Source organism: Pseudocolwellia antarctica (assembly GCF_049933045.1).
Taxonomy (GTDB): Bacteria; Pseudomonadota; Gammaproteobacteria; order Enterobacterales; family Alteromonadaceae; genus Pseudocolwellia.
On sequence record NZ_CP187926.1, the window covers coordinates 3750468 to 3769547 of the forward strand.

Annotated in this window: 14 protein-coding genes, 1 tRNA gene and 3 rRNA genes; 7 read left to right on the plus strand and 11 right to left on the minus strand. The window is 37.8% G+C overall.

Features of this window, described 5'->3' with window-relative positions; translation table 11 throughout:
* Window positions 1–409 precede the first annotated feature (409 nt).
* The gene (locus ACPUVN_RS16265) at window positions 410–1951 is read left to right on the plus strand and encodes a GAF domain-containing sensor histidine kinase (protein WP_426359264.1); all 1542 of its coding nucleotides are present in this window, start codon (window positions 410–412) and stop codon (window positions 1949–1951) included.
* 47 nt (window positions 1952–1998) lie between these two features.
* Here the strand turns inward: ACPUVN_RS16265 and ACPUVN_RS16270 are convergent, their stop codons facing one another.
* Window positions 1999–3864 (minus strand): sigma-54 interaction domain-containing protein, encoded by a 1866-nt coding sequence (locus ACPUVN_RS16270; protein WP_426369464.1) that lies wholly within the window; start codon window positions 3862–3864, stop codon window positions 1999–2001.
* A 362-nt stretch (window positions 3865–4226) separates the two neighbouring features.
* Between ACPUVN_RS16270 and cynS the strand changes: the two genes are divergently transcribed.
* The 3 genes from cynS to ACPUVN_RS16285 all read left to right on the plus strand — a co-directional run bounded on the left by cynS (window position 4227) and on the right by ACPUVN_RS16285 (window position 6215).
* Entirely contained in the window at window positions 4227–4682 is a 456-nt protein-coding gene (gene cynS / locus ACPUVN_RS16275; RefSeq protein WP_426359261.1) for a cyanase, read from the plus strand.
* Between the two features lie 318 nt (window positions 4683–5000).
* The gene (locus tag ACPUVN_RS16280; RefSeq protein ID WP_426359260.1) at window positions 5001–5813 is read left to right on the plus strand and encodes a formate/nitrite transporter family protein; all 813 of its coding nucleotides are present in this window, start codon (window positions 5001–5003) and stop codon (window positions 5811–5813) included.
* 201 nt (window positions 5814–6014) lie between these two features.
* The gene (locus ACPUVN_RS16285; RefSeq protein ID WP_426359259.1) at window positions 6015–6215 is read left to right on the plus strand and encodes a cysteine-rich CWC family protein; all 201 of its coding nucleotides are present in this window, start codon (window positions 6015–6017) and stop codon (window positions 6213–6215) included.
* 97 nt (window positions 6216–6312) lie between these two features.
* Here the strand turns inward: ACPUVN_RS16285 and ACPUVN_RS16290 are convergent, their stop codons facing one another.
* Both ACPUVN_RS16290 and ACPUVN_RS16295 read right to left on the minus strand, forming a co-directional pair.
* Window positions 6313–7503, minus strand: coding sequence for a hypothetical protein (locus tag ACPUVN_RS16290; RefSeq protein ID WP_426369465.1), 1191 nt, complete (start codon window positions 7501–7503; stop codon window positions 6313–6315).
* Between the two features lie 342 nt (window positions 7504–7845).
* Window positions 7846–9075, minus strand: coding sequence for a DEAD/DEAH box helicase (locus tag ACPUVN_RS16295; protein ID WP_426359257.1), 1230 nt, complete (start codon window positions 9073–9075; stop codon window positions 7846–7848).
* A gap of 196 nt (window positions 9076–9271) precedes the next feature.
* Here ACPUVN_RS16295 and ACPUVN_RS16300 point away from each other — a divergent pair, with 196 nt between their 5' ends.
* Complete coding sequence (locus ACPUVN_RS16300) at window positions 9272–9958, plus strand: cytochrome b/b6 domain-containing protein (RefSeq protein ID WP_426359256.1); 687 nt, start codon at window positions 9272–9274, stop codon at window positions 9956–9958.
* 114 nt (window positions 9959–10072) lie between these two features.
* On the opposite strand, the gene ACPUVN_RS16305 is transcribed toward ACPUVN_RS16300, so the two are convergent.
* From ACPUVN_RS16305 to ACPUVN_RS16315, 3 genes are all read right to left on the minus strand, one after another.
* Entirely contained in the window at window positions 10073–10543 is a 471-nt protein-coding gene (locus ACPUVN_RS16305) for a c-type cytochrome (RefSeq protein ID WP_426359255.1), read from the minus strand.
* Window positions 10544–10651: 108 nt separating this feature from the next.
* Window positions 10652–11023 carry a DUF2750 domain-containing protein gene (locus ACPUVN_RS16310; protein ID WP_426359254.1) on the minus strand — a complete coding sequence of 124 codons (372 nt, stop codon included), beginning with the start codon at window positions 11021–11023 and terminating at the stop codon, window positions 10652–10654.
* A 12-nt stretch (window positions 11024–11035) separates the two neighbouring features.
* Complete coding sequence (locus tag ACPUVN_RS16315) at window positions 11036–11524, minus strand: acyl-CoA thioesterase (RefSeq protein ID WP_426359253.1); 489 nt, start codon at window positions 11522–11524, stop codon at window positions 11036–11038.
* A gap of 208 nt (window positions 11525–11732) precedes the next feature.
* Here ACPUVN_RS16315 and ACPUVN_RS16320 point away from each other — a divergent pair, with 208 nt between their 5' ends.
* Complete coding sequence (locus ACPUVN_RS16320; RefSeq protein ID WP_426359252.1) at window positions 11733–12185, plus strand: YaiI/YqxD family protein; 453 nt, start codon at window positions 11733–11735, stop codon at window positions 12183–12185.
* Between the two features lie 3 nt (window positions 12186–12188).
* On the opposite strand, the gene ACPUVN_RS16325 is transcribed toward ACPUVN_RS16320, so the two are convergent.
* Window positions 12189–13541 (minus strand): DEAD/DEAH box helicase, encoded by a 1353-nt coding sequence (locus tag ACPUVN_RS16325; RefSeq protein ID WP_426359251.1) that lies wholly within the window; start codon window positions 13539–13541, stop codon window positions 12189–12191.
* A gap of 210 nt (window positions 13542–13751) precedes the next feature.
* On the opposite strand from ACPUVN_RS16325, the gene ACPUVN_RS16330 reads away from it, so the two are divergent.
* Window positions 13752–15368, plus strand: coding sequence for a response regulator (locus ACPUVN_RS16330; RefSeq protein WP_426359250.1), 1617 nt, complete (start codon window positions 13752–13754; stop codon window positions 15366–15368).
* A 62-nt stretch (window positions 15369–15430) separates the two neighbouring features.
* Here ACPUVN_RS16330 and ACPUVN_RS16335 read toward each other — a convergent pair.
* From ACPUVN_RS16335 to ACPUVN_RS16350, 4 genes are all read right to left on the minus strand, one after another.
* Window positions 15431–15515: transfer RNA gene (locus ACPUVN_RS16335), tRNA-Tyr, on the minus strand.
* 32 nt (window positions 15516–15547) lie between these two features.
* Window positions 15548–15662 (minus strand): 5S ribosomal RNA (gene rrf, locus ACPUVN_RS16340).
* 93 nt (window positions 15663–15755) lie between these two features.
* Window positions 15756–15870: ribosomal RNA gene (gene rrf / locus ACPUVN_RS16345) — 5S ribosomal RNA — on the minus strand.
* A 250-nt stretch (window positions 15871–16120) separates the two neighbouring features.
* A 23S ribosomal RNA gene (locus ACPUVN_RS16350) occupies window positions 16121–19016 on the minus strand.
* Between the last annotated feature and the right edge of the window lie 64 nt (window positions 19017–19080).

Below are 19080 nucleotides of genomic sequence, written 5' to 3' on the forward strand. Positions count from 1 at the left end.
GTAATTTATATCAGTTATATTGCAAGCCTCACGCCATAACACAAGCTATTGATAATAATATAATTAATATTATAGACACCTAAAATAAATACTCATATGTGTAAAATTTACACGCTTCTATGTAATCTAAGCTCGGGATTTACTGACTCCACTTAACAATTGTTATTAACAGCAAAAATTAGCTGAAGATAAAAGCCTTACATCGTTATTTTAAAGGGTGTGTTCTTAATTTAAATTAAATGATTTTCTTTGTAATGCACTATGTATACGGTATGTATATTGGTGTAAGTCTTTTTCATGTAATGAAAATTTCCATATAACCTTGCTGAAAATAAACTCCCTGCTATTATTATATGTACTGCTATTTCTTATAAATTTACACGTAGCCTTTACAAGGTTAGGAAGATACATGCCACATCAAGGGAATTTAAAACCAATAGAGCTAATCAATTTTGATATTACTCAAATAGATTTAGCCCCTATGTTTAATAATGTTATGGAACAAACACGCAAGAATTGCGATGTACCTTACGCATTTATCCAAATCATTAATTCAGGTAATATTTTGGTTAAAGCCAAAATAGGCTTTGATGAAGATGTTATTCCTAATCATTCTATTGCGGCTCATGTAACTCAACATTGTAATTTTATTCAGATAGCCGATATTACAACTGAAGAAAGCTTTGAAGATAAAACCTCCCCTTTAACAAGCAACCAAATTCGCTTTTATGGCAGTGCACCTTTAATTTCATCAACAGGTTATTTGTTAGGCTACCTTGTTGCTATGGATACTAAAGCCAAGTTATTGGATGACGTTCAAATATCCTTTTTAATCTTGTTAGCCCAAAACGCTACAACACAATTTGAGCTCAGTAAAAAGAATGATCAATTTGATCGGATTTTAGAGATATACGAACTGATCAGTGAAACTAATCCCGATATTATCTTTGCAAAAGATAAAGACTTTAAAATTATTCATGCAAATTCTGCCTTTATCAATTTATACCCTGAAGAAAATCGCGATAAAATTCTCGGCTACACCACTTTAGAAAATTACAAAAAAGAAGATATTGATGTTTTTCTAGAGCAAGATAAAATCGCTTTTGAAAAAGGTATATCTGAAGTAATAGAGAAAATAGCTTTCCCAAGTGGTGAAACTAAATCGCTATTTACTATAAAGAAACGCTTTAAAAATGCGAAGGGTGAAGATTACATTTTAGGTATTGCTCGAGATATTACTGAAAATGAAAACCTTATCGACTTATTGAAAAAATCCAACAAAGATTTAGATGAGTTCGCTCACAGCGCATCTCACGATTTGAAGTCGCCTTTAAATGCGATTGAAAACTTAGTTGATTGGATAGAAGAAGATACAGAAGGCAAACTTGATGAAGATAGCCAAGAGCACTTTCGTTTAATCAAGAAGCGCGTCAGTAGAATGAAACGCTTAGTAGAAGACTTACTGAGTTATTCTAAAATTGAACGATGTGGTAAAGAAGTTCACACATTGAATTTAAAATCAGTGGTAACCGACTGTTTATTCTTATTAAACATGCCTAAAGAATTCACCATTAATACGCAAGCAATAGATGTTTTATTACCGAGAATACCGTTAGAAATGATATTAACGAATCTTTTATCTAATGCCATAAAACATCACACTAAGAAAAATGGCAGAATTGATATTACCTGTATTGAGCAAGCTGACCGTTACCAACTTTGTATTGAAGATGATGGTCCAGGCATAGATCCAAAATACCATGAGAAAATATTTTTACGCTTTAACAAACTGAACTCTAAAGATGAAATTGAAGGCAGTGGCTTAGGTTTGTCTATGGTACAAAAAGCGATTAACTTTTATGACGGAACAATCAAGATTGAGTCAGAAGAAGGTAAAGGTTGTAAGTTTATTATCAATTGGCCAAAAATTGATATTCCCCCAAACTCATAAATAAACACGCCTATGTGTTTATATAAAATATGACTCAGCTTTGTGATCTACATTTTATGTAGATGACGGTTTATATCGTATTTTTTTATTTTAGAAGCAAGAGTTGTGGGCTTTAATGCTAATAACTCAGCTGCACCATCCGCTCCATAAATCTTCCCTTTACAGTGTTGCAATGCCTGCTCGATATTAGTTTTCTCTAAGGCTTTGTGTTGTATCGCGCTCATCAATTCTAATGGCGCTACTGTCTTAGTGGTGTGTTGAATATTGTTATTCTGTTTCGTTAAAATGTCGAAGTTGATTTTCTGATCTTTCGCTAAAATAATTTGTCGTTCAATAATGTTTTCTAATTCGCGTATATTCCCAGGCCAACTGTACTGTTCGAGTAAGTGCATTTGCGCTAAAGATATTTTAGGTTGAGGTTTATTAATACGCGTACAAACCTTATCAATAAAGTGTTTTGCTAACAGCGGTAAATCATCAATACGATCTCGTAGTGCGGGTGACTGAATAGGAAAAACGTTTAGTCGGTAATATAAATCTTCTCTGAACTTGTTCTCTTTTATTAGCTGTCTTAGGTCTTGATTGGTGGCTGAAATAACACGTAAATCGACACTGCGTGTTTTTGATTCACCGACGCGTTCAAACTGCTGTTCTTGTAAAACACGTAATAGCTTACCTTGCAGTTGAATAGGTATTTCGCCTACTTCGTCTAAAAATATGGTTGCGCCATCAGCAAGCTCGAATCGCCCAACGCGATCTGAAATAGCCCCCGAGAATGCACCTTTAACATGACCAAAAAACTCACTCTCAAATAAGTCTGCAGGAATCGCGGCACAATTCACACGAATGAGTGGTCTTGCTTTACGCTCACTCACTTCATGTATCGCGCGAGCAATAAGCTCTTTACCTGTACCCGACTCACCTATAATTAAAACGTTGGCGTTAGTTGGTCCCACTAATTCAATTTGTTGAGCCATGTGTTGTACTTGCGCACTTTGCCCAATAATTTGATGATAGTTAAAATCAGCGTTCAGCTCTTCAAGTAAGTAAGCATTTTCCATTTCTAAACGGCGCTTTAACGAGTCTATTTCTTCAACGGCATTGAGGAGTTTTTCTTGTATACGTTTACGCTCGGTAATGTCTCTAAAAATAACCACCGCACCTATTAATATTCCGTGTTCAGTCACTGGCGTGCTGGTGTATTCCACAGGAATAGGGGTCCCCTCTTTTGCCCAAAAGACTTCGTTATCAACACTGTGTATTTCACCGTCATTAAATGCTGCATATATTGGACAATCGTGAGCGTGATATTTACTGCCATCAAGATGGGAATGATGCATAACTTGGTGAATATTTTTGCCAATAAGGTCTTCTTTTTTCCAACCGATAATTTGCTCTGCGGCTAAATTAACAAAGGTAGTATTGCCTTGTGCATCAACACCATAAATCCCATCGCCCACAGCGGTTAATAGCAGTTGATTTTGACGTTCTATTTCTTCAAAAACGGTTTCATTTTTACGCCAGTGAGTTAAGCCTGATTGATAATTAGATTCAACAATCGCTTGATGGTATCGAGCAAAGCTTTCAACACTATTTTGACAACTCATTAAGATGTTTTCATCTATTTGTGAAGCGTTGATTTCAAGATGAATAGTCTGTTTATTTACCTTGATACTTAAGTTACTTGTCCAAGCTTCTTTTTGAATTAACACTTGCTGAGTAAAGTGAATGAGTTGCTCTAAGCAATCAGGAAAAAATGCTGAAACTTGATAATGTGCCAAAGCGTGAGTTGCTTCATCAGCGTTTAAACCAAAGAGAGCTTTTGCTTTATTGTTAGCCTGCAAAATATGGTTATTGGTTGGATCGATCAATAACATGGCTGTTGGTGCGTTCATAAACAATGGATTCAGCATATTCTTTTCCTAAAACATTCACTGCTTATCTTTATACAATTGCTATGCCAAACAACGAATTATCGTTACTTACCAACGAAAAATCGTTTATAACGAAAACTCGTTGTTATTCCTCTTTGCTAAATAATGAATTTTATCCTTATAAATCAATAAAATAAAAACTTTGAAAGCTATGGCACGGTTATCGCTATATCAGGTTAACTTTCATTTTATATTTTAAATAAGTTAACCAAGGTAAACAGCCGACGACTTATTGCTTTATTGATAAACAATATGTCGAAGCTTTGTTCTATACCTGTGCAATGTAATTTAAAACCAACTTATTTATTTTTACGCTTTTTAAAACTTAACGAGGATTACCCATGACAAATACGATAACACGTAACGAAGTAACTGAACTTATTGTGACTCAAAAACTTTACAAGAAAGTTTCGTGGAGCGAATTAGCTGAAGTACTGGGTTTAAGTAAAGAGTGGACGACTGCTGCTTTATTAGGACAAATGACGTTAACAGCTGAACAAGCTAAGAAGATTGGCGCTAAATTAGATTTACCTGAAGCTGCCATTATTCAACTACAAGTTGTGCCTTACAAAGGTTCGTTACCAACAGCTGTACCGACTGATCCTCTTATTTACCGTTTTTACGAATTAATTAGCGTTTACGGAACCACTTTTAAAGAATTAATACATGAAGAGTTTGGTGACGGAATAATGAGTGCGATTGATTTCAATATGGATTTAAAACGTGAGCCTAACGAGAACGGTGATCGTGTTCAAATTTTATTAAGTGGTAAATTTTTACCTTATAAAACTTATTAACCTTAGCTCGGGTTAATGGGTTTTATATATTGTTGATTTATAATCTTATATTTAGCTTTATGCTGATAAATATACTAAAAAATTTTAATCTTATCTCAATGATAATATTTATGTGGTTATCAAGGCATTTTTATAAACCAATAGCTGGCTATTGGGCGTAAAAATACGGTTTTTTTTATTCCTGATAAAAACCAAGTACCTGCATCCATGCAGGCAACGCTGATAGGCGCTTAAATAGCATTATTGAGTAAAATAGCTTAACCCGAGCTGAGGTTTATCAATCCTTAGCTCCATCAATCTAATAAGAGAGAAAACTCCATGGCTTATATTGAACCAAGTGAATTTGTAACCAAAATGGTCGACTCTGGTGAACAGAAAGTTTACATGTCGACGAAAGACACCATTATTCGTGCATTTATGGCGGGGGCTATTCTTGGCCTAGCCGCTATTTTTGCTATTACTGTAGCAACCAAAACAGGTAGCCCTATTTTAGGCGCATGTTTATTCCCTGTTGGTTTCATCATGCTTTATTTAATGAAGTTTGATTTATTAACCGGTGTATTTACATTAGTGCCTTTAGCTTTATTAGATAAGCGACCAGGTGTTACTTTTGGCGGCGTAATGCGTAACTGGGGCTTAGTATTTCTAGGCAATTTCGGTGGTGCATTAACAACCGCATTCTTTATGTCGTTTATTTTAACCTACGGTTACGGAACAGATGGTGGTGCGATTGCAGCTAAAGTAGCTCATATAGGTGAATCAAGAACCGTTGGTTATCAAGAGCACGGTATTGGCGGTTGGTTAACGATATTTATCCGTGGCATGTTATGTAACTGGATGGTATCTATGGGTGTTGTCGGTGCGATGATTTCTACATCGGCTGGCGCTAAAATGGCAGCGATGTGGATGCCTGTTATGTTGTTCTTCTTCATGGGTTTTGAGCATTCAATTGTGAATATGTTTTTATTCCCTTTCTCTATGATCATGGGTGGTGACTTTACTGTTTACGATTATATTTTATGGAATGAGATCCCTACGGTTTTAGGTAACTTAGCAGGTGGCTTATTATTAGTAGGCTTACCGTTGTACTTTACCCATGTGAGAACTTCACCTGAGCGTAAAATGTCTTAGAATACAGACTGTAAAAGACCTAATGTATTATTGTTAATACGATTAAATGTTTAATTTTAGGCTTCGTGAGTTATCTCTCGGAGCCTTTTTTATAAGCTGTTGTTAGTTTTTAAGAAGTAACCGATAAGAATTATTATTACGATATGACATTTTTAACGTTACTATAGCGAATATGAAAACTACCGCTGATAAGTGTTAATAATGACTGAAACTGAATTGAACTGCCCTTTATGCCAACAGCTAAATAGTTGCGCTGTAAATTCAGCTGAGCCTTGTTGGTGTATGGCTAAAAAGATCCCTGAAGGACTTATCAGGCAAGTACCGAGCGAAAAAAAGAATAAATCGTGTATTTGTGCAAGCTGTGTAGAAAAATTTAATCAGCTAGCCAAAAGTGTTAACTGATTTTTGATGCTTCTTTGTTTTAAAATTTCTTTCTTCCAAAGCTTTATATTCTCAAGCTCTTTATCTTATCAAACTCTTTCTTTATCGCGTTTAAACCTTATAAATCAGCATTAAACTCGATAGTTTGACTCGATAAGATATGATCACTAACGATAGTGACGCTTGGTGAGTCAGTTGTTGTAGCAGTATTTATATCAACGCTTTTCTCGATAATGAATTCTTGAGAGCTGTTAGGTAAAAGCCCCTTTAATGATACTGTCGATTTTATCTCATCAATCACCACAAAAGCATCGTAGTATATCGGCGCAACACCCGTGTTTTTAACGGTTACTTTAATATGCGTTGAGTTAGCTGAAAAAGCGGTGATGGTAAACTGATAACCACTTGCCATCGAGGCTTCTTTGATACGTGAAATAGGTTGCTCTTCACTTGAATCACCATGATAAGTATCGTTACCTATCATATATGAGATGTGAAATTTATCGGCAAACTCTTCATACGATGTGCCGTAAGCGCCTACATCGGGTTTCAAAACATTAAGCTGATCAGTAGCTTCTGCATAACTAAACTCGCCACCAAAAGGCACCGTTTTATAACGCTCGTTGTAATTAAAGAAATTCCAAGCGCTTTCGTTATAGCCAGAATGATCTTGATGCATGAAGGAATCGTCAAATAAACCAAAAGGTAAATTGATGACCTCAGCTTCATTCATCGGCGTTTGTTGTATATCTGATGCATCTATTGATATAGACCAAGGTAAGTTGCTGTAAAGGCCTGCTAGGTGGGTTAAAAAGGTTTTTTGGTAGGCTTTGCTTGGAAAGGTATCGCCTAATCGGTCAGGTCCATCATATATATGATATTCGCCCCATAATCCAAATCCTACCTGTAAAAAGGCGATGCGATTATCATTGTCGTAGCGTTGTGCAAATTTGCTATGAAACTCTTGTGTAAAAGCTTGTAGCTCAGCATGACTCCAATCAGGAAAGTGTGTGGTTAAACCTTCCGTTGTACCTACAGTTTCGTTGTAGTCAGGTAAGCTTTTAATATAGTCGGGAACTGTTGTGTTTCTACCTGGGTAAGTATAATACAGCCTAAAAATGGCTTGATGGTTTCGCGCGGCTATTTTATCGAGTTTGTTATCAAGGTAAGTCCAGTCGTAAACGTCCTCAGCTGTAACAATTTGATTAATAGATATGTAGCTATATTCTAGTGAAGTCGCATCAGCTAAAGCAGCTTTTTCAGCTGATTTCCACGTCTCGTGAGTATCCCAAAAAACAATACCTGTCATAGGTTGCACTTGCTCAACTTTACTTTGCAAAGTTAGGTTAATGAAAGGCTCTGTTTCTGGAGTGATATTTACCTGTACGGTATTGTCAGTTGTCGCTTTGCTACCTCCACCACAACTTAAAGTAAAGCAGCAAAGTAACGTAACTATCCATGTTTGAAGTGAAATTCTAATAACAACAACCTTAATCTGTTAACCCCTAGGATGCTCATTTGAGTGTTAGGGGATAAATATTTATTGAGCAAATATAACGTTAAAAAGCACAATATTACAACCATATATTACTAGCAAAGTCATCAGTTCTGCCTCATCGGATTGGGTGTAACTAAAACAACGAAAAGTGGCTTAGCGTTTTCTACGATTTGATCGTTCGCCTAAAGCTTTTTTTCGTGCTGTTTTCTTAGATGGTGGACTTTGAGTTCTTCGACCATTTTTTGCAGGTTTATTTGGATCAGGTTCATAGCCTGGTAACCATTGTGGTAAAAGTCGAGTATCAAGCACTTCTTCAACCGCTTTTAATAACCATTCTTCATCAGGGCTCATTAAAGATAGAGCTAAACCCGCTTTACCAGCTCGACCTGTTCTACCTATTCGATGAATATAATCTTCAGCCACATAAGGTAATTCATAATTAATCACATACTGGAGATCGATAATATCAATACCACGAGCGGCAACATCAGTTGCAACAAGGGCTCTTGTTTTACCTTCTTTGAATTCAGCTAAAGCTTTGTCACGCGCGCCTTGAGATTTATCGCCATGAATCGATTGCGTTTTTATTCCGTCTTTACACATTTCTTTGGCAAGCGCATCAGCACCCTGCTTAGTACGGATAAAAATAAGCACTTGTCGCCAATTTTTCGAACCTATTAAGAATGACGTTAATTCACGTTTTCTATCCGCATCTACGGTGTAAACAACTTGCTCTACGTCTGCTGCAGCAGTATTACGTTCACCTACTTCGATAAGTTTCGGTTCATTTAATAAGGTTTTACTTAATTTAAATATGCTGTCGTCGAAGGTTGCGGAAAAAAGTAGGGTTTGACGTTTAGCTGGGATTCTTTTTAGGATGTTATTTATTTCATCTTTAAAGCCCATATCAAGCATTCTGTCGGCTTCATCAAAAACTAGATATTCTAGGTCAGCTAAAGTTAATGAACCATTAATTAAGTGATCTAATAATCGACCAGGCGTAGCAACAATAATGTCTGCACCTGCATTTATAGCTTCAGTTTGTGGCCTTATACTTACTCCGCCATAAACCAACACAGCTTTAATTTCGGTATGCTTTGCATAGGTTTCTATATTTTTAAACACTTGCTGAGCTAACTCTCGAGTCGGCGTTAAAACTAAAGCTTTAACCGCTCTGGTAGCAGGTTTAGATAAGATGTGGTGCAAGATGGGTAATGTAAAAGCAGCTGTTTTACCTGTACCTGTTTGTGCGCCTGCCATAACGTCGTGATTTTCTAAAATAGCGGGAATTGCAGCTAACTGAATTGGCGTAGGTTTTTCGTAGCCAGAATCTTCAATCGCTTTTAATAAAACAGGGTTTAATCCTAAAGAGGTAAAGCTCATACAATGTTCACAGTTGTTAAAATTTCTAATAGCGCTATTGTACCAGAGTTAATGAATAATGAATGCCGTAAAGAACTTTTACAATTGATACCCAATAGATTAATTTATTGTAAGGGTAAAAGCTTTTGCTGCGCATTTATAACGCGTAAAATTCATTAATGCTTAAAACAATTCAATCCATTAGGGATAAGGTTTAATGACAACAAAACATTTAATTTGGGATTTACCGCTAAGAATATTTCATTGGGTTTTAGTCGTCACTATAGCGGTAGCTTGGTATACATCAGATCAAGATAATGGCGTAATTGATTACCATCTTATTTGTGGTTATGTCGCATTAGGTTTAATGGTATTTAGAATACTTTGGGGATTTTTTGGTACACGACATTCTCAATTTAAAAACTTTATTCCAACACCAAATAAGCTGATTAATTATGTAAAACAAAACGAACAAGCAAAAGAGCCTGCAGGGCATAATCCTTTAGGCAGTTTAATGGTTGTTTTCATGTTGACCATTATTTTATTACAAGCCATAAGTGGTTTGTTTATGAATGATGATATTTTTACTGCAGGGCCTTATAACGGAGCTATAGATAAAGACATAGAGGCTATTTTAGTTTTTATACATCGTAATAGTTTTGATTTCATTTTAGGTGCTATTGCCATGCATATTATCGCGATTATTGGTTATAAAAAGTTTAAGAATAAATCGTTAGTATTACCTATGATCACAGGTAAAAAATCATCTAAAGATGTATCTGAAAGCGATGGAATAAAACATTCAAAAATAATACTGGCTGTAATTATTGCACTTGCCGTCGCCGCTTTTATTTATTGGCTAGTAATAATAAATGCTCCTGTCGTGGAAGAATATTACTACTAATATTTTTTGGATTATTGATACGAATTTGCTAAAAAAACACATAAAAAAAGGCTGCTATTATTTCTAATAGCAGCCTTTTGAATTTTTACGTAGATGGTTTAGATTGGGATTAAATTAATCTTCTCTAAATTCGTTATGACAACCGCCACAAGATTTACCTACACCACCAATCGCTTTTTTGATTGCTGCTTCTTCACCTAATTTAGCTGCTGCTAATAAATCAGCTGATGCAGATACTAATGCAGTAGTACGCTTTTCGAATGCTTCAGGCTTTTCCCAAATATCTTTAAGTGCATCACCAGGAACTTTAAATCCTGACGTATCTGTACTCATGTAATCTTCGATCATTAATGATAATTGGTTAATACGTAAAGCATATTTTTCAACAGCTTTTGCATCAAAAGGGATTTTACCTTTAGCCATAGCGCCTAATGGGCCCATGTTGCTACCTAATAAACCGAATACCGCTTTACGCGTTTCTGCAGATTTTTCAGCATGCTTTAATGACGTTGCTGTATCAGCAGTAGCTGTTGCAGTTACTACAAATGAAGATGCTACAACGATAGCTGTTAATAATTTTCTCATTCTTATTAGCTCCCTAAATTAAATGTATAGATATTTAGCATAATTGAATACGCATTACCGAGTAAAGTTTTTTATTAAGGTAATTTGTCAGTAAAGGTAACATTAAAGTTAACCTTTCTTTCTTAATTCGTTTTCTAATTCATCAGGATAAAAAACGTGTCCTTCTTCATTGGTATTAGGAAAAACAACAATCGCTAGCTCGTCATCCATTAAACCGTTGGTCCAACGGCTGTACCATTTGTTTAAGCCGATAGATTCAGCTTTACACGTTGTCCATTCTTCGTTTATCCAAAGCTCTGCTGTTTCTTGTGAAGGCCAAACAGGTACGCAATCTTCATCTTCGGTATTTAACATCACACAACCGTGTTCGTCTGTTAATATCCAAATAGCTTGTTGTTGACGAACCTCTTTTAAAAAATATTTAACGCGGTCTTCATCATTTAAATTAATAATTTGCTTTAAGCTTTGTTCGTTACTCATATTTAACCTTTTCTATTTTTGCTTAGGCATTGCAAATATTTCCATTTCAGCACCTATTTTCTTTCTCATTTCCATCAACTTAAATGCTGCATCGTGTTGAGAAATATCTTCTTCGGTTTCTGGAATATATTCTGGTATTTCAATTTTTTGTCCTGTTTCATCAACCGCTACCATGATCACAATACAATGTGTGGTTTTACGACGGATAAGTGACTTAGGATCACAAGCATTTACTTCTAACGCGATATGCATTGAAGATGTACCTGTATAAATAACTTTTGCTGAAACTTCTACTAAACTACCTACATGAATAGGTGCTACAAATTTAATACCACCCGCGTATGCAGTTACACAGTAACGACCACTCCAACCAGCAGCACAAGCATAAGCCGCTAAATCGATCCATTTCATTACAGCTCCACCATGAACTTTACCACCAAAGTTTACATCTTGTGGTTCAGCTAAAAATCTTAGTGTTATATCTCTTTGTGGTTTGTTCATCTTTACGTCTCTTATGTAATGGATAGCTAAATCTAATAGATATAGTTAAGCAGTTTCTGTTCCACATTAATAATAACCTTAAAAGCGCTGTTTTTCCTATTTAAACCTTTAATAACAGCGTTAAAACAGCCAAAATTGAGATATAGAATATTAACGCTTTTTAATTGCACCAAAAAGAAGCATTACTTGATAAGAATAGGAATTAAAAATGAAAATTTGGGTTGATGCTGATGCATGTCCAGTAGTGGTTAAAGATATACTTTTTCGTGCTGCTGACCGAGCTAAAATTGAAGTAACTCTAGTCGCGAATCATTATTTAAAAACACCACCTTCTAAATTTATCAACTTTGTTCAAGTGAGCTCAGGGTTTGATGTCGCTGATGATGAGATAGTTAAAAGAGCCGATCCAAAAGATTTAGTGATAACCGCTGATATACCGTTAGCTGCTGAAGTTGTTGAAAAAGGTTGTACTGCTTTGAATCCGAGAGGAGAGCTTTATACGACTCAAAATATTAAGCAAAAACTTAATATGAGAGACTTTATGGATACATTGAGATCAAGTGGAATACAAACAGGTGGCGTACCACCTATTAGTCAAAATGATAGGCAAGCCTTCGCTAATAATTTAGACAAATGGCTTGCTGCTAATCAGGCTAAATAAAAACTATCTTGAACCTGCATAAGGGTCTTTTGAGCCTGTACTTTGTGGGTTAGGCTTACGAGCTCCTCCACCTTGTACTTTATGGCTTGAGTTTTTACTTTTAGGTTTATGTCCGCGAGCATTTTCACCAGAACGTTGACCATCTTTATGTTCAAAGCTAGCTTTAGGTTTTTTAGATTTATTAGCCTTTAATGGGCGTAAAGTTCTAGATTCAGGCAACTCGTTAAATGGTGCAAAACCTTCGTGGATATCACGAGGAATAAACTTCTGCATAACGTGTTGAATGTCATTTAATAAATCTATTTCATCTGAACAAACTAATGAAACCGCATGACCACTTGCGCCTGCACGACCTGTTCTACCAATTCTATGTACATAATCTTCTGGTACATTCGGTAATTCAAAGTTAACCACTTGTGGTAATTGATCAATATCGATTCCGCGCGCAGCAATATCTGTAGCAACTAATACACTGATACTACCTTCTTTAAAGTTAGCTAAAGCTTTAGTACGAGCTCCTTGGCTTTTATTACCATGAATAGCTGCAGCTTTAATGCCTGCACCTTCTAACGTTTTTGTTAACTTGTTCGCGCCATGTTTAGTTTTCATAAACACAAGAACTTGTTGCCAGTCGTTATCTAAAATTAATTTAATTAATAGATCAGGCTTCTTCTTTTTATCAACAGGATAAACCAGTTGCTCTACACTTTCTGCTGCACTGTTTTTTGGTGTTACCGAAATTTCAACAGGGTTATTAACTAAACCACGAGCAAGATCACGAATATCATCAGAGAAAGTCGCTGAGAATAATAAGTTTTGTCTTTGCTTAGGTAAGAAAGATAGGATTTTTTTGATATCGCGAAGAAAGCCCATATCAAGCATTCTGTCAGCTTCATCTAATACTAAGATTTCAAGTTGATCGAAACGAATCGCTTTTTGGTTATACAAATCTAATAATCGACCCGGCGTAGCGATAACAATATCTGCACCTTGACGTAATCTCATCATTTGAGGATTTATTTTAACTCCACCGAATACTACGGTAGAACTAAGAGATAAATATTTGCTGTATGTTTCTACATTCACTGCGATTTGAGCCGCTAGTTCACGTGTAGGAGTTAAGATTAAGCTTCTCGCTTGATTAGTCTTAACTTTTTGACCTTTAGATAATATTTCTAAAATAGGTAATGTAAAACCAGCTGTTTTACCTGTACCCGTTTGAGCTGCAGCCATAACGTCTTTTCCAGACAATACGGCAGGAATTGCTTGCTCTTGAATAGGGGAAGGTTTTTCATAACCTTTTTCAGATAAAGCGGTCAATATTTCTGTCGAAAGGCCTAAAGATGTAAAGCTCATAATTTTCTCAATGCATAATGCACCGCCAATTGCGGCGCTGAAGCTTACATTATAGCTGTTATTAAGGCAATTTACCTAGATCGTCGCTACCATTAATTCATTATTACAATATAGGCTAAGGGCTTACTTATATAAAAGATAAATTACTGTTAAAATCAAATAAATGGATTTATTCAAAAGTCATTATCTCAATGATATTAAAGGTATTTCATGCTTGACGCTGTTTGTTATAACAAGAACATTTTAATTATTGATGGTGTTCGCCAGTCACGAGAAATTTTAAAACAATTTGCACAGAGTATTAATGCTTTACGTATTGATACCAGTCAGCATGCGCCTGATATTATTAATAAATGTGAGAATGTTGATTACGATGTTATTTTGCTGGGTTACGACCTTGGCGAAGATCGAAAAAATGGCCAACAGATCTTAGAAGAGTTACGTGTTAAAAATGTAATATCACGTCATTGCGTAGTCATAATGATCACAGCCGAAATATCACAAGCTATGGTTCTCGCAGCTTTAGAACATAAACCCGATGATTATTTAACTAAACCTTATACTTTAGGCACTATTTCATCGCGCCTAGAAAAATGCTTAATCAAAAAACAAGCTATGGCTCCAGTTTATGTAGCGATGGATGAATATGATTACGCTAAAGTAATAACACTATGTAATAAGATGGTGAGAAAAAATAGTTTATATAAGCATGAGTGTTTAGGAATAATTTCAAGACAATATTATGAACTTAAGCAATATGATCTCGCTAAAAAGATATACCTTGCTTACGAGAGTGAAGAAAATTGTCAGTGGGCGATTATTGGGTTAAGTAAAATAGCGATTATTAATAAAGATTACGAACTTGCTAAAAGTTATTTATTAACAGTTATAGACGATTATCCTCATTACCTTTCTTCTTATGATTGGTTAGCTAATACACACGAGCTACTTAATGAACCTATAGAGGTTGAAATAACCTTAGAAAAAGCCATTCATGTATCTCCACGTTCTGTAATGCGTTTAAAACGATATGCAGATCAATGCTTAGCAAACAAAAACTATGAAAATGCGACTACGGCTTATAGTAATACTCACGATTTAGCCTACCATTCAATTCATAGAAAACCTGAGAATACGATAAACTTTGCTGAAGCATTATTAGAATATGCAGATCAGTTGTCTGTATTTCAAATCAAACAATTAAATATTAAAGCCTTTAGTGCTTTGAAGAAAATGACTCACGACTTTAAACTTCCTGAGTTGAAAGTATTGTCTTTATTAATATCTTCTCGATTACACAATAAAGTTAAAGATTTTACCTTAGCTTCAACATCACTAAGCGAAGCCGAGCGTTTACTCAGTAAAGTTAATACTGAATATTCTCCTAAGGGATCGTTATCTATAGCAAAATCACTTATATCTATGGATAAAAATGATTTAGCAAACAAGCTTATAACGACTCTAGCTCAATCTCATCCTGATGATTCAGAACTTATGTCTGATATATCTAAAATGATTAATCAGCCAATCAGTGACCAGAATAAGATTGATGCTCAAATTGCATTAGAAACAGGCACAAACTTATATCGTGCTGGTGAATATAGTTTAGCGATTGATAAGTTAAATAAGGCGTCTTTACTCTTCCCAAATCATATTGGAATTAAGCTTAACTTGTTTCAAGCAATACTCATATCGAGAGAAACAGGTGTAGAAAGAGATCGAGATATAGAACAGTTGGGTATTTTAACGAAAGAGTTTAGTAAATTATCAGAAAATACTGAGTCATATAATAGATATCAGAAATTAAAGAATAGATTGAACGATTGAATAAATAAGGAATAAATGAAGTTTTAAGGATTTAAAATAAGAATATATAGAAAAGAAAGAAGTGGTGGAGGGAGGTGGATTCGAACCACCGAAGGCTGAGCCATCAGATTTACAGTCTGGTCCCTTTGGCCACTCGGGAACCCCTCCACGGGGTAACCTATCTCTAGGTTGAAATAGACGCTTAGCAATGTCCTACTCTCACATGGGAACTCCCACACTACCATCGGCGCTAACACGTTTCACTTCTGAGTTCGGAATGGGATCAGGTGGGGCCATGTCGCTATTGTCGCTAAACAAAAAACTTTAGAAGTTAAATAACTTAATAAATTAACTAACTTCTAGAGTTTAAAAGCCCGTTACATCAGCAACGGGCTTTTATAATTAGAAGCCTAGCAATGTCCTACTCTCACATGGGAACTCCCACACTACCATCGGCGCTAACACGTTTCACTTCTGAGTTCGGAATGGGATCAGGTGGGGCCATGTCGCTATTGTCGCTAGACAAAAACTGTACTTGTTAAATTAATAACAAGATTTAAAATCTTAGAAAGCTGACGTACAGGATGTACTAATATCGCAATGCCATGGATGGCAGGAGCGATGGACGTCCTATACAATGTTCAATATAAATACATTTTAATCTCTTATTCGCACATTTTATATACGCGATGGTGTATTCCTACACCTACCTCTCGGTAATTTTGTCAAACTTCATACAATTCACTTCATAGCCAAAACTATTTAGGTGTTGTATGGTTAAGCCTCACGGGCAATTAGTATCAGTTAGCTCAAGACCTCGCAGTCCTTACACACCTGACCTATCAACGTTGTAGTCTCCAACGACCCTTTAGGGAGCTTAAAGCTCCAGTGAGAACTCATCTCAAAGCCTGTTTCCCGCTTAGATGCTTTCAGCGGTTATCAGTTCCGAACGTAGCTACCGGGCAATGCTATTGGCATAACAACCCGAACACCAGCGGTTCGTCCACTCCGGTCCTCTCGTACTAGGAGCAGCCCTCTTCAATTCTCAAACGCCCACGGCAGATAGGGACCGAACTGTCTCACGACGTTCTAAACCCAGCTCGCGTACCACTTTAAATGGCGAACAGCCATACCCTTGGGACCGACTTCAGCCCCAGGATGTGATGAGCCGACATCGAGGTGCCAAACACCGCCGTCGATATGAACTCTTGGGCGGTATCAGCCTGTTATCCCCGGAGTACCTTTTATCCGTTGAGCGATGGCCCTTCCATACAGAACCACCGGATCACTATGACCTACTTTCGTACCTGCTCGACGTGTCTGTCTCGCAGTTAAGCTGGCTTATGCCATTGCACTAACCGTATGATGTCCGACCATACTTAGCCAACCTTCGTGCTCCTCCGTTACTCTTTGGGAGGAGACCGCCCCAGTCAAACTACCCACCAGACAGTGTCCCCAAGCCCGATTAGGGCCCTAGGTTAGAACATCACGCATACAAGGGTGGTATTTCAAGGTTGGCTCCAATGTATCTGGCGACACATCTTCAAAGCCTCCCACCTATCCTACACATGTAGGAGCAATGTTCACTGTCAAGCTATAGTAAAGGTTCACGGGGTCTTTCCGTCTAGCCGCGGGTATACGGCATCTTAACCGCAATTTCAATTTCACTGAGTCTCGGGTGGAGACAGTGTGGCCATGATTACGCCATTCGTGCAGGTCGGAACTTACCCGACAAGGAATTTCGCTACCTTAGGACCGTTATAGTTACGGCCGCCGTTTACCGGGGCTTCGATCATCAGCTTCGTCCGAGGACTAACCGAATCAATTAACCTTCCGGCACCGGGCAGGCGTCACACCGTATACGTCATCTTTCGATTTTGCACAGTGCTGTGTTTTTAATAAACAGTTCCAGCCACCTGGTTACTTCGACTCTCCTGTGCTTACACCGCAAGGGTTTCACACGAGAGAGCGTACCTTCTCCCGAAGTTACGGTACTATTTTGCCTAGTTCCTTCACCCGAGTTCTCTCAAGCGCCTTAGTATTCTCTACCTAACCACCTGTGTCGGTTTGGGGTACGGTTCCTATATATCTGAAGCTTAGAAGCTTTTCCTGGAAGCATGGCATCAACAACTTCAACTCCGTAGAGTCTCGTCTCGTATCTCAGTGTTTAAATGAAGTCCCGGATTTACCTAAGACAACCACCTACTTACTTTCACACGGACTACCAACGCCGTGCTTGTTTAGCCTACTCCGTCCCTCCTTCGCAATATATAGAAGTACAGAAATATTAATCTGTTTCCCATCGACTACGCGTTTCCGCCTCGCCTTAGGGGCCGACTTACCCTGCCCTGATTAACATGGGACAGGAAACCTTGGTCTTTCGGCGGGGGAGTTTTTCACTCCCCTTATCGTTACTCATGTCAGCATTCGCACTTCTGATACCTCCAGCATGCTTTACAACACACCTTCAACGGCTTACAGAACGCTCCCCTACCACTTGAACCTAAGTTCAAATCCGCAGCTTCGGTGACTAGTTTAGCCCCGTTACATCTTCCGCGCAGACCGACTCGACTAGTGAGCTATTACGCTTTCTTTAAAGGATGGCTGCTTCTAAGCCAACCTCCTAGCTGTCTATGCCTTTCCACATCGTTTCCCACTTAACTAGTACTTTGGGACCTTAGCTGGCGGTCTGGGTTGTTTCCCTCTTCACAACGGACGTTAGCACCCGTAGTGTGTCTCCCGCATATCACTCATTGGTATTCGGAGTTTGCAAAGGGTTGGTAAGTCGGGATGACCCCCTAGCCTTAACAGTGCTCTACCCCCAATGGTGTTCGTGCGAGGCTCTACCTAAATAGATTTCGGGGAGAACCAGCTATCTCCCGGCTTGATTAGCCTTTCACTCCGACCCACAAGTCATCACCGCATTTTTCAACATACGTGTGTTCGGTCCTCCAGTTGATGTTACTCAACCTTCAACCTGCCCATGGGTAGATCGCCGGGTTTCGGGTCTATACCTTGCAACTAAACGCGCAGTTAACACTCGCTTTCGCTACGGCTCCCCTATTCGGTTAACCTTGCTACAAAATATAAGTCGCTGACCCATTATACAAAAGGTACGCAATCACTAGACTAAATCTAGCTCTCACTGCTTGTACGTATGCGGTTTCAGGTTCTATTTCACTCCCCTCACAGGGGTTCTTTTCGCCTTTCCCTCACGGTACTGGTTCACTATCGGTCAGTTAGGAGTATTTAGCCTTGGAGGATGGTCCCCCCATGTTCAGTCAACGTTTCACGTGTGCCGACCTACTCGATTTCATGGTAAGTTTATTTTCGTGTACGGGGCTATCACCCTGTATCGCTCTACTTTCCAGTAGATTCCACTAACTTACAAACCACTTAAGGGCTAATTCGCGTTCGCTCGCCGCTACTAACGAAATCTCGGTTGATTTCTTTTCCTCGGGGTACTTAGATGTTTCAGTTCTCCCGGTTCGCCTCGTTAAGCTATGTATTCACTTAACGATACCCGCCTTACGACGGGTGGGTTTCCCCATTCGGACATCTCAGACTATAACGGTTTTTATCACCTTATCTGAGCTTTTCGCAGATTAACACGTCCTTCATCGCCTCTAACTGCCAAGGCATCCACCACATACGCTTAGTCACTTAACCATACAACCCTAAATAGTCTCGAAAGATATTCAGTACAAGAAGGTGACAAAACCTTCCCAATTGT

Excerpts from the sequence above, each read along its gene's own strand:
- ACPUVN_RS16265 (WP_426359264.1), top strand. The coding sequence starts at position 410 with ATGCCACATCAAGGGAATTTAAAACCAATAGAGCTAATCAATTTTGAT.
- ACPUVN_RS16270 (WP_426369464.1), bottom strand. The coding sequence starts at position 3,864 with ATGCTGAATCCATTGTTTATGAACGCACCAACAGCCATGTTATTGATC.
- cynS (WP_426359261.1), top strand. The coding sequence starts at position 4,227 with ATGACAAATACGATAACACGTAACGAAGTAACTGAACTTATTGTGACT.
- ACPUVN_RS16280 (WP_426359260.1), top strand. The coding sequence starts at position 5,001 with ATGGCTTATATTGAACCAAGTGAATTTGTAACCAAAATGGTCGACTCT.
- ACPUVN_RS16285 (WP_426359259.1), top strand. The coding sequence starts at position 6,015 with ATGACTGAAACTGAATTGAACTGCCCTTTATGCCAACAGCTAAATAGT.
- ACPUVN_RS16290 (WP_426369465.1), bottom strand. The coding sequence starts at position 7,503 with ATGACAGGTATTGTTTTTTGGGATACTCACGAGACGTGGAAATCAGCT.
- ACPUVN_RS16295 (WP_426359257.1), bottom strand. The coding sequence starts at position 9,075 with ATGAGCTTTACCTCTTTAGGATTAAACCCTGTTTTATTAAAAGCGATT.
- ACPUVN_RS16300 (WP_426359256.1), top strand. The coding sequence starts at position 9,272 with ATGACAACAAAACATTTAATTTGGGATTTACCGCTAAGAATATTTCAT.
- ACPUVN_RS16305 (WP_426359255.1), bottom strand. The coding sequence starts at position 10,543 with ATGAGAAAATTATTAACAGCTATCGTTGTAGCATCTTCATTTGTAGTA.
- ACPUVN_RS16310 (WP_426359254.1), bottom strand. The coding sequence starts at position 11,023 with ATGAGTAACGAACAAAGCTTAAAGCAAATTATTAATTTAAATGATGAA.
- ACPUVN_RS16315 (WP_426359253.1), bottom strand. The coding sequence starts at position 11,524 with ATGAACAAACCACAAAGAGATATAACACTAAGATTTTTAGCTGAACCA.
- ACPUVN_RS16320 (WP_426359252.1), top strand. The coding sequence starts at position 11,733 with ATGAAAATTTGGGTTGATGCTGATGCATGTCCAGTAGTGGTTAAAGAT.
- ACPUVN_RS16325 (WP_426359251.1), bottom strand. The coding sequence starts at position 13,541 with ATGAGCTTTACATCTTTAGGCCTTTCGACAGAAATATTGACCGCTTTA.
- ACPUVN_RS16330 (WP_426359250.1), top strand. The coding sequence starts at position 13,752 with ATGCTTGACGCTGTTTGTTATAACAAGAACATTTTAATTATTGATGGT.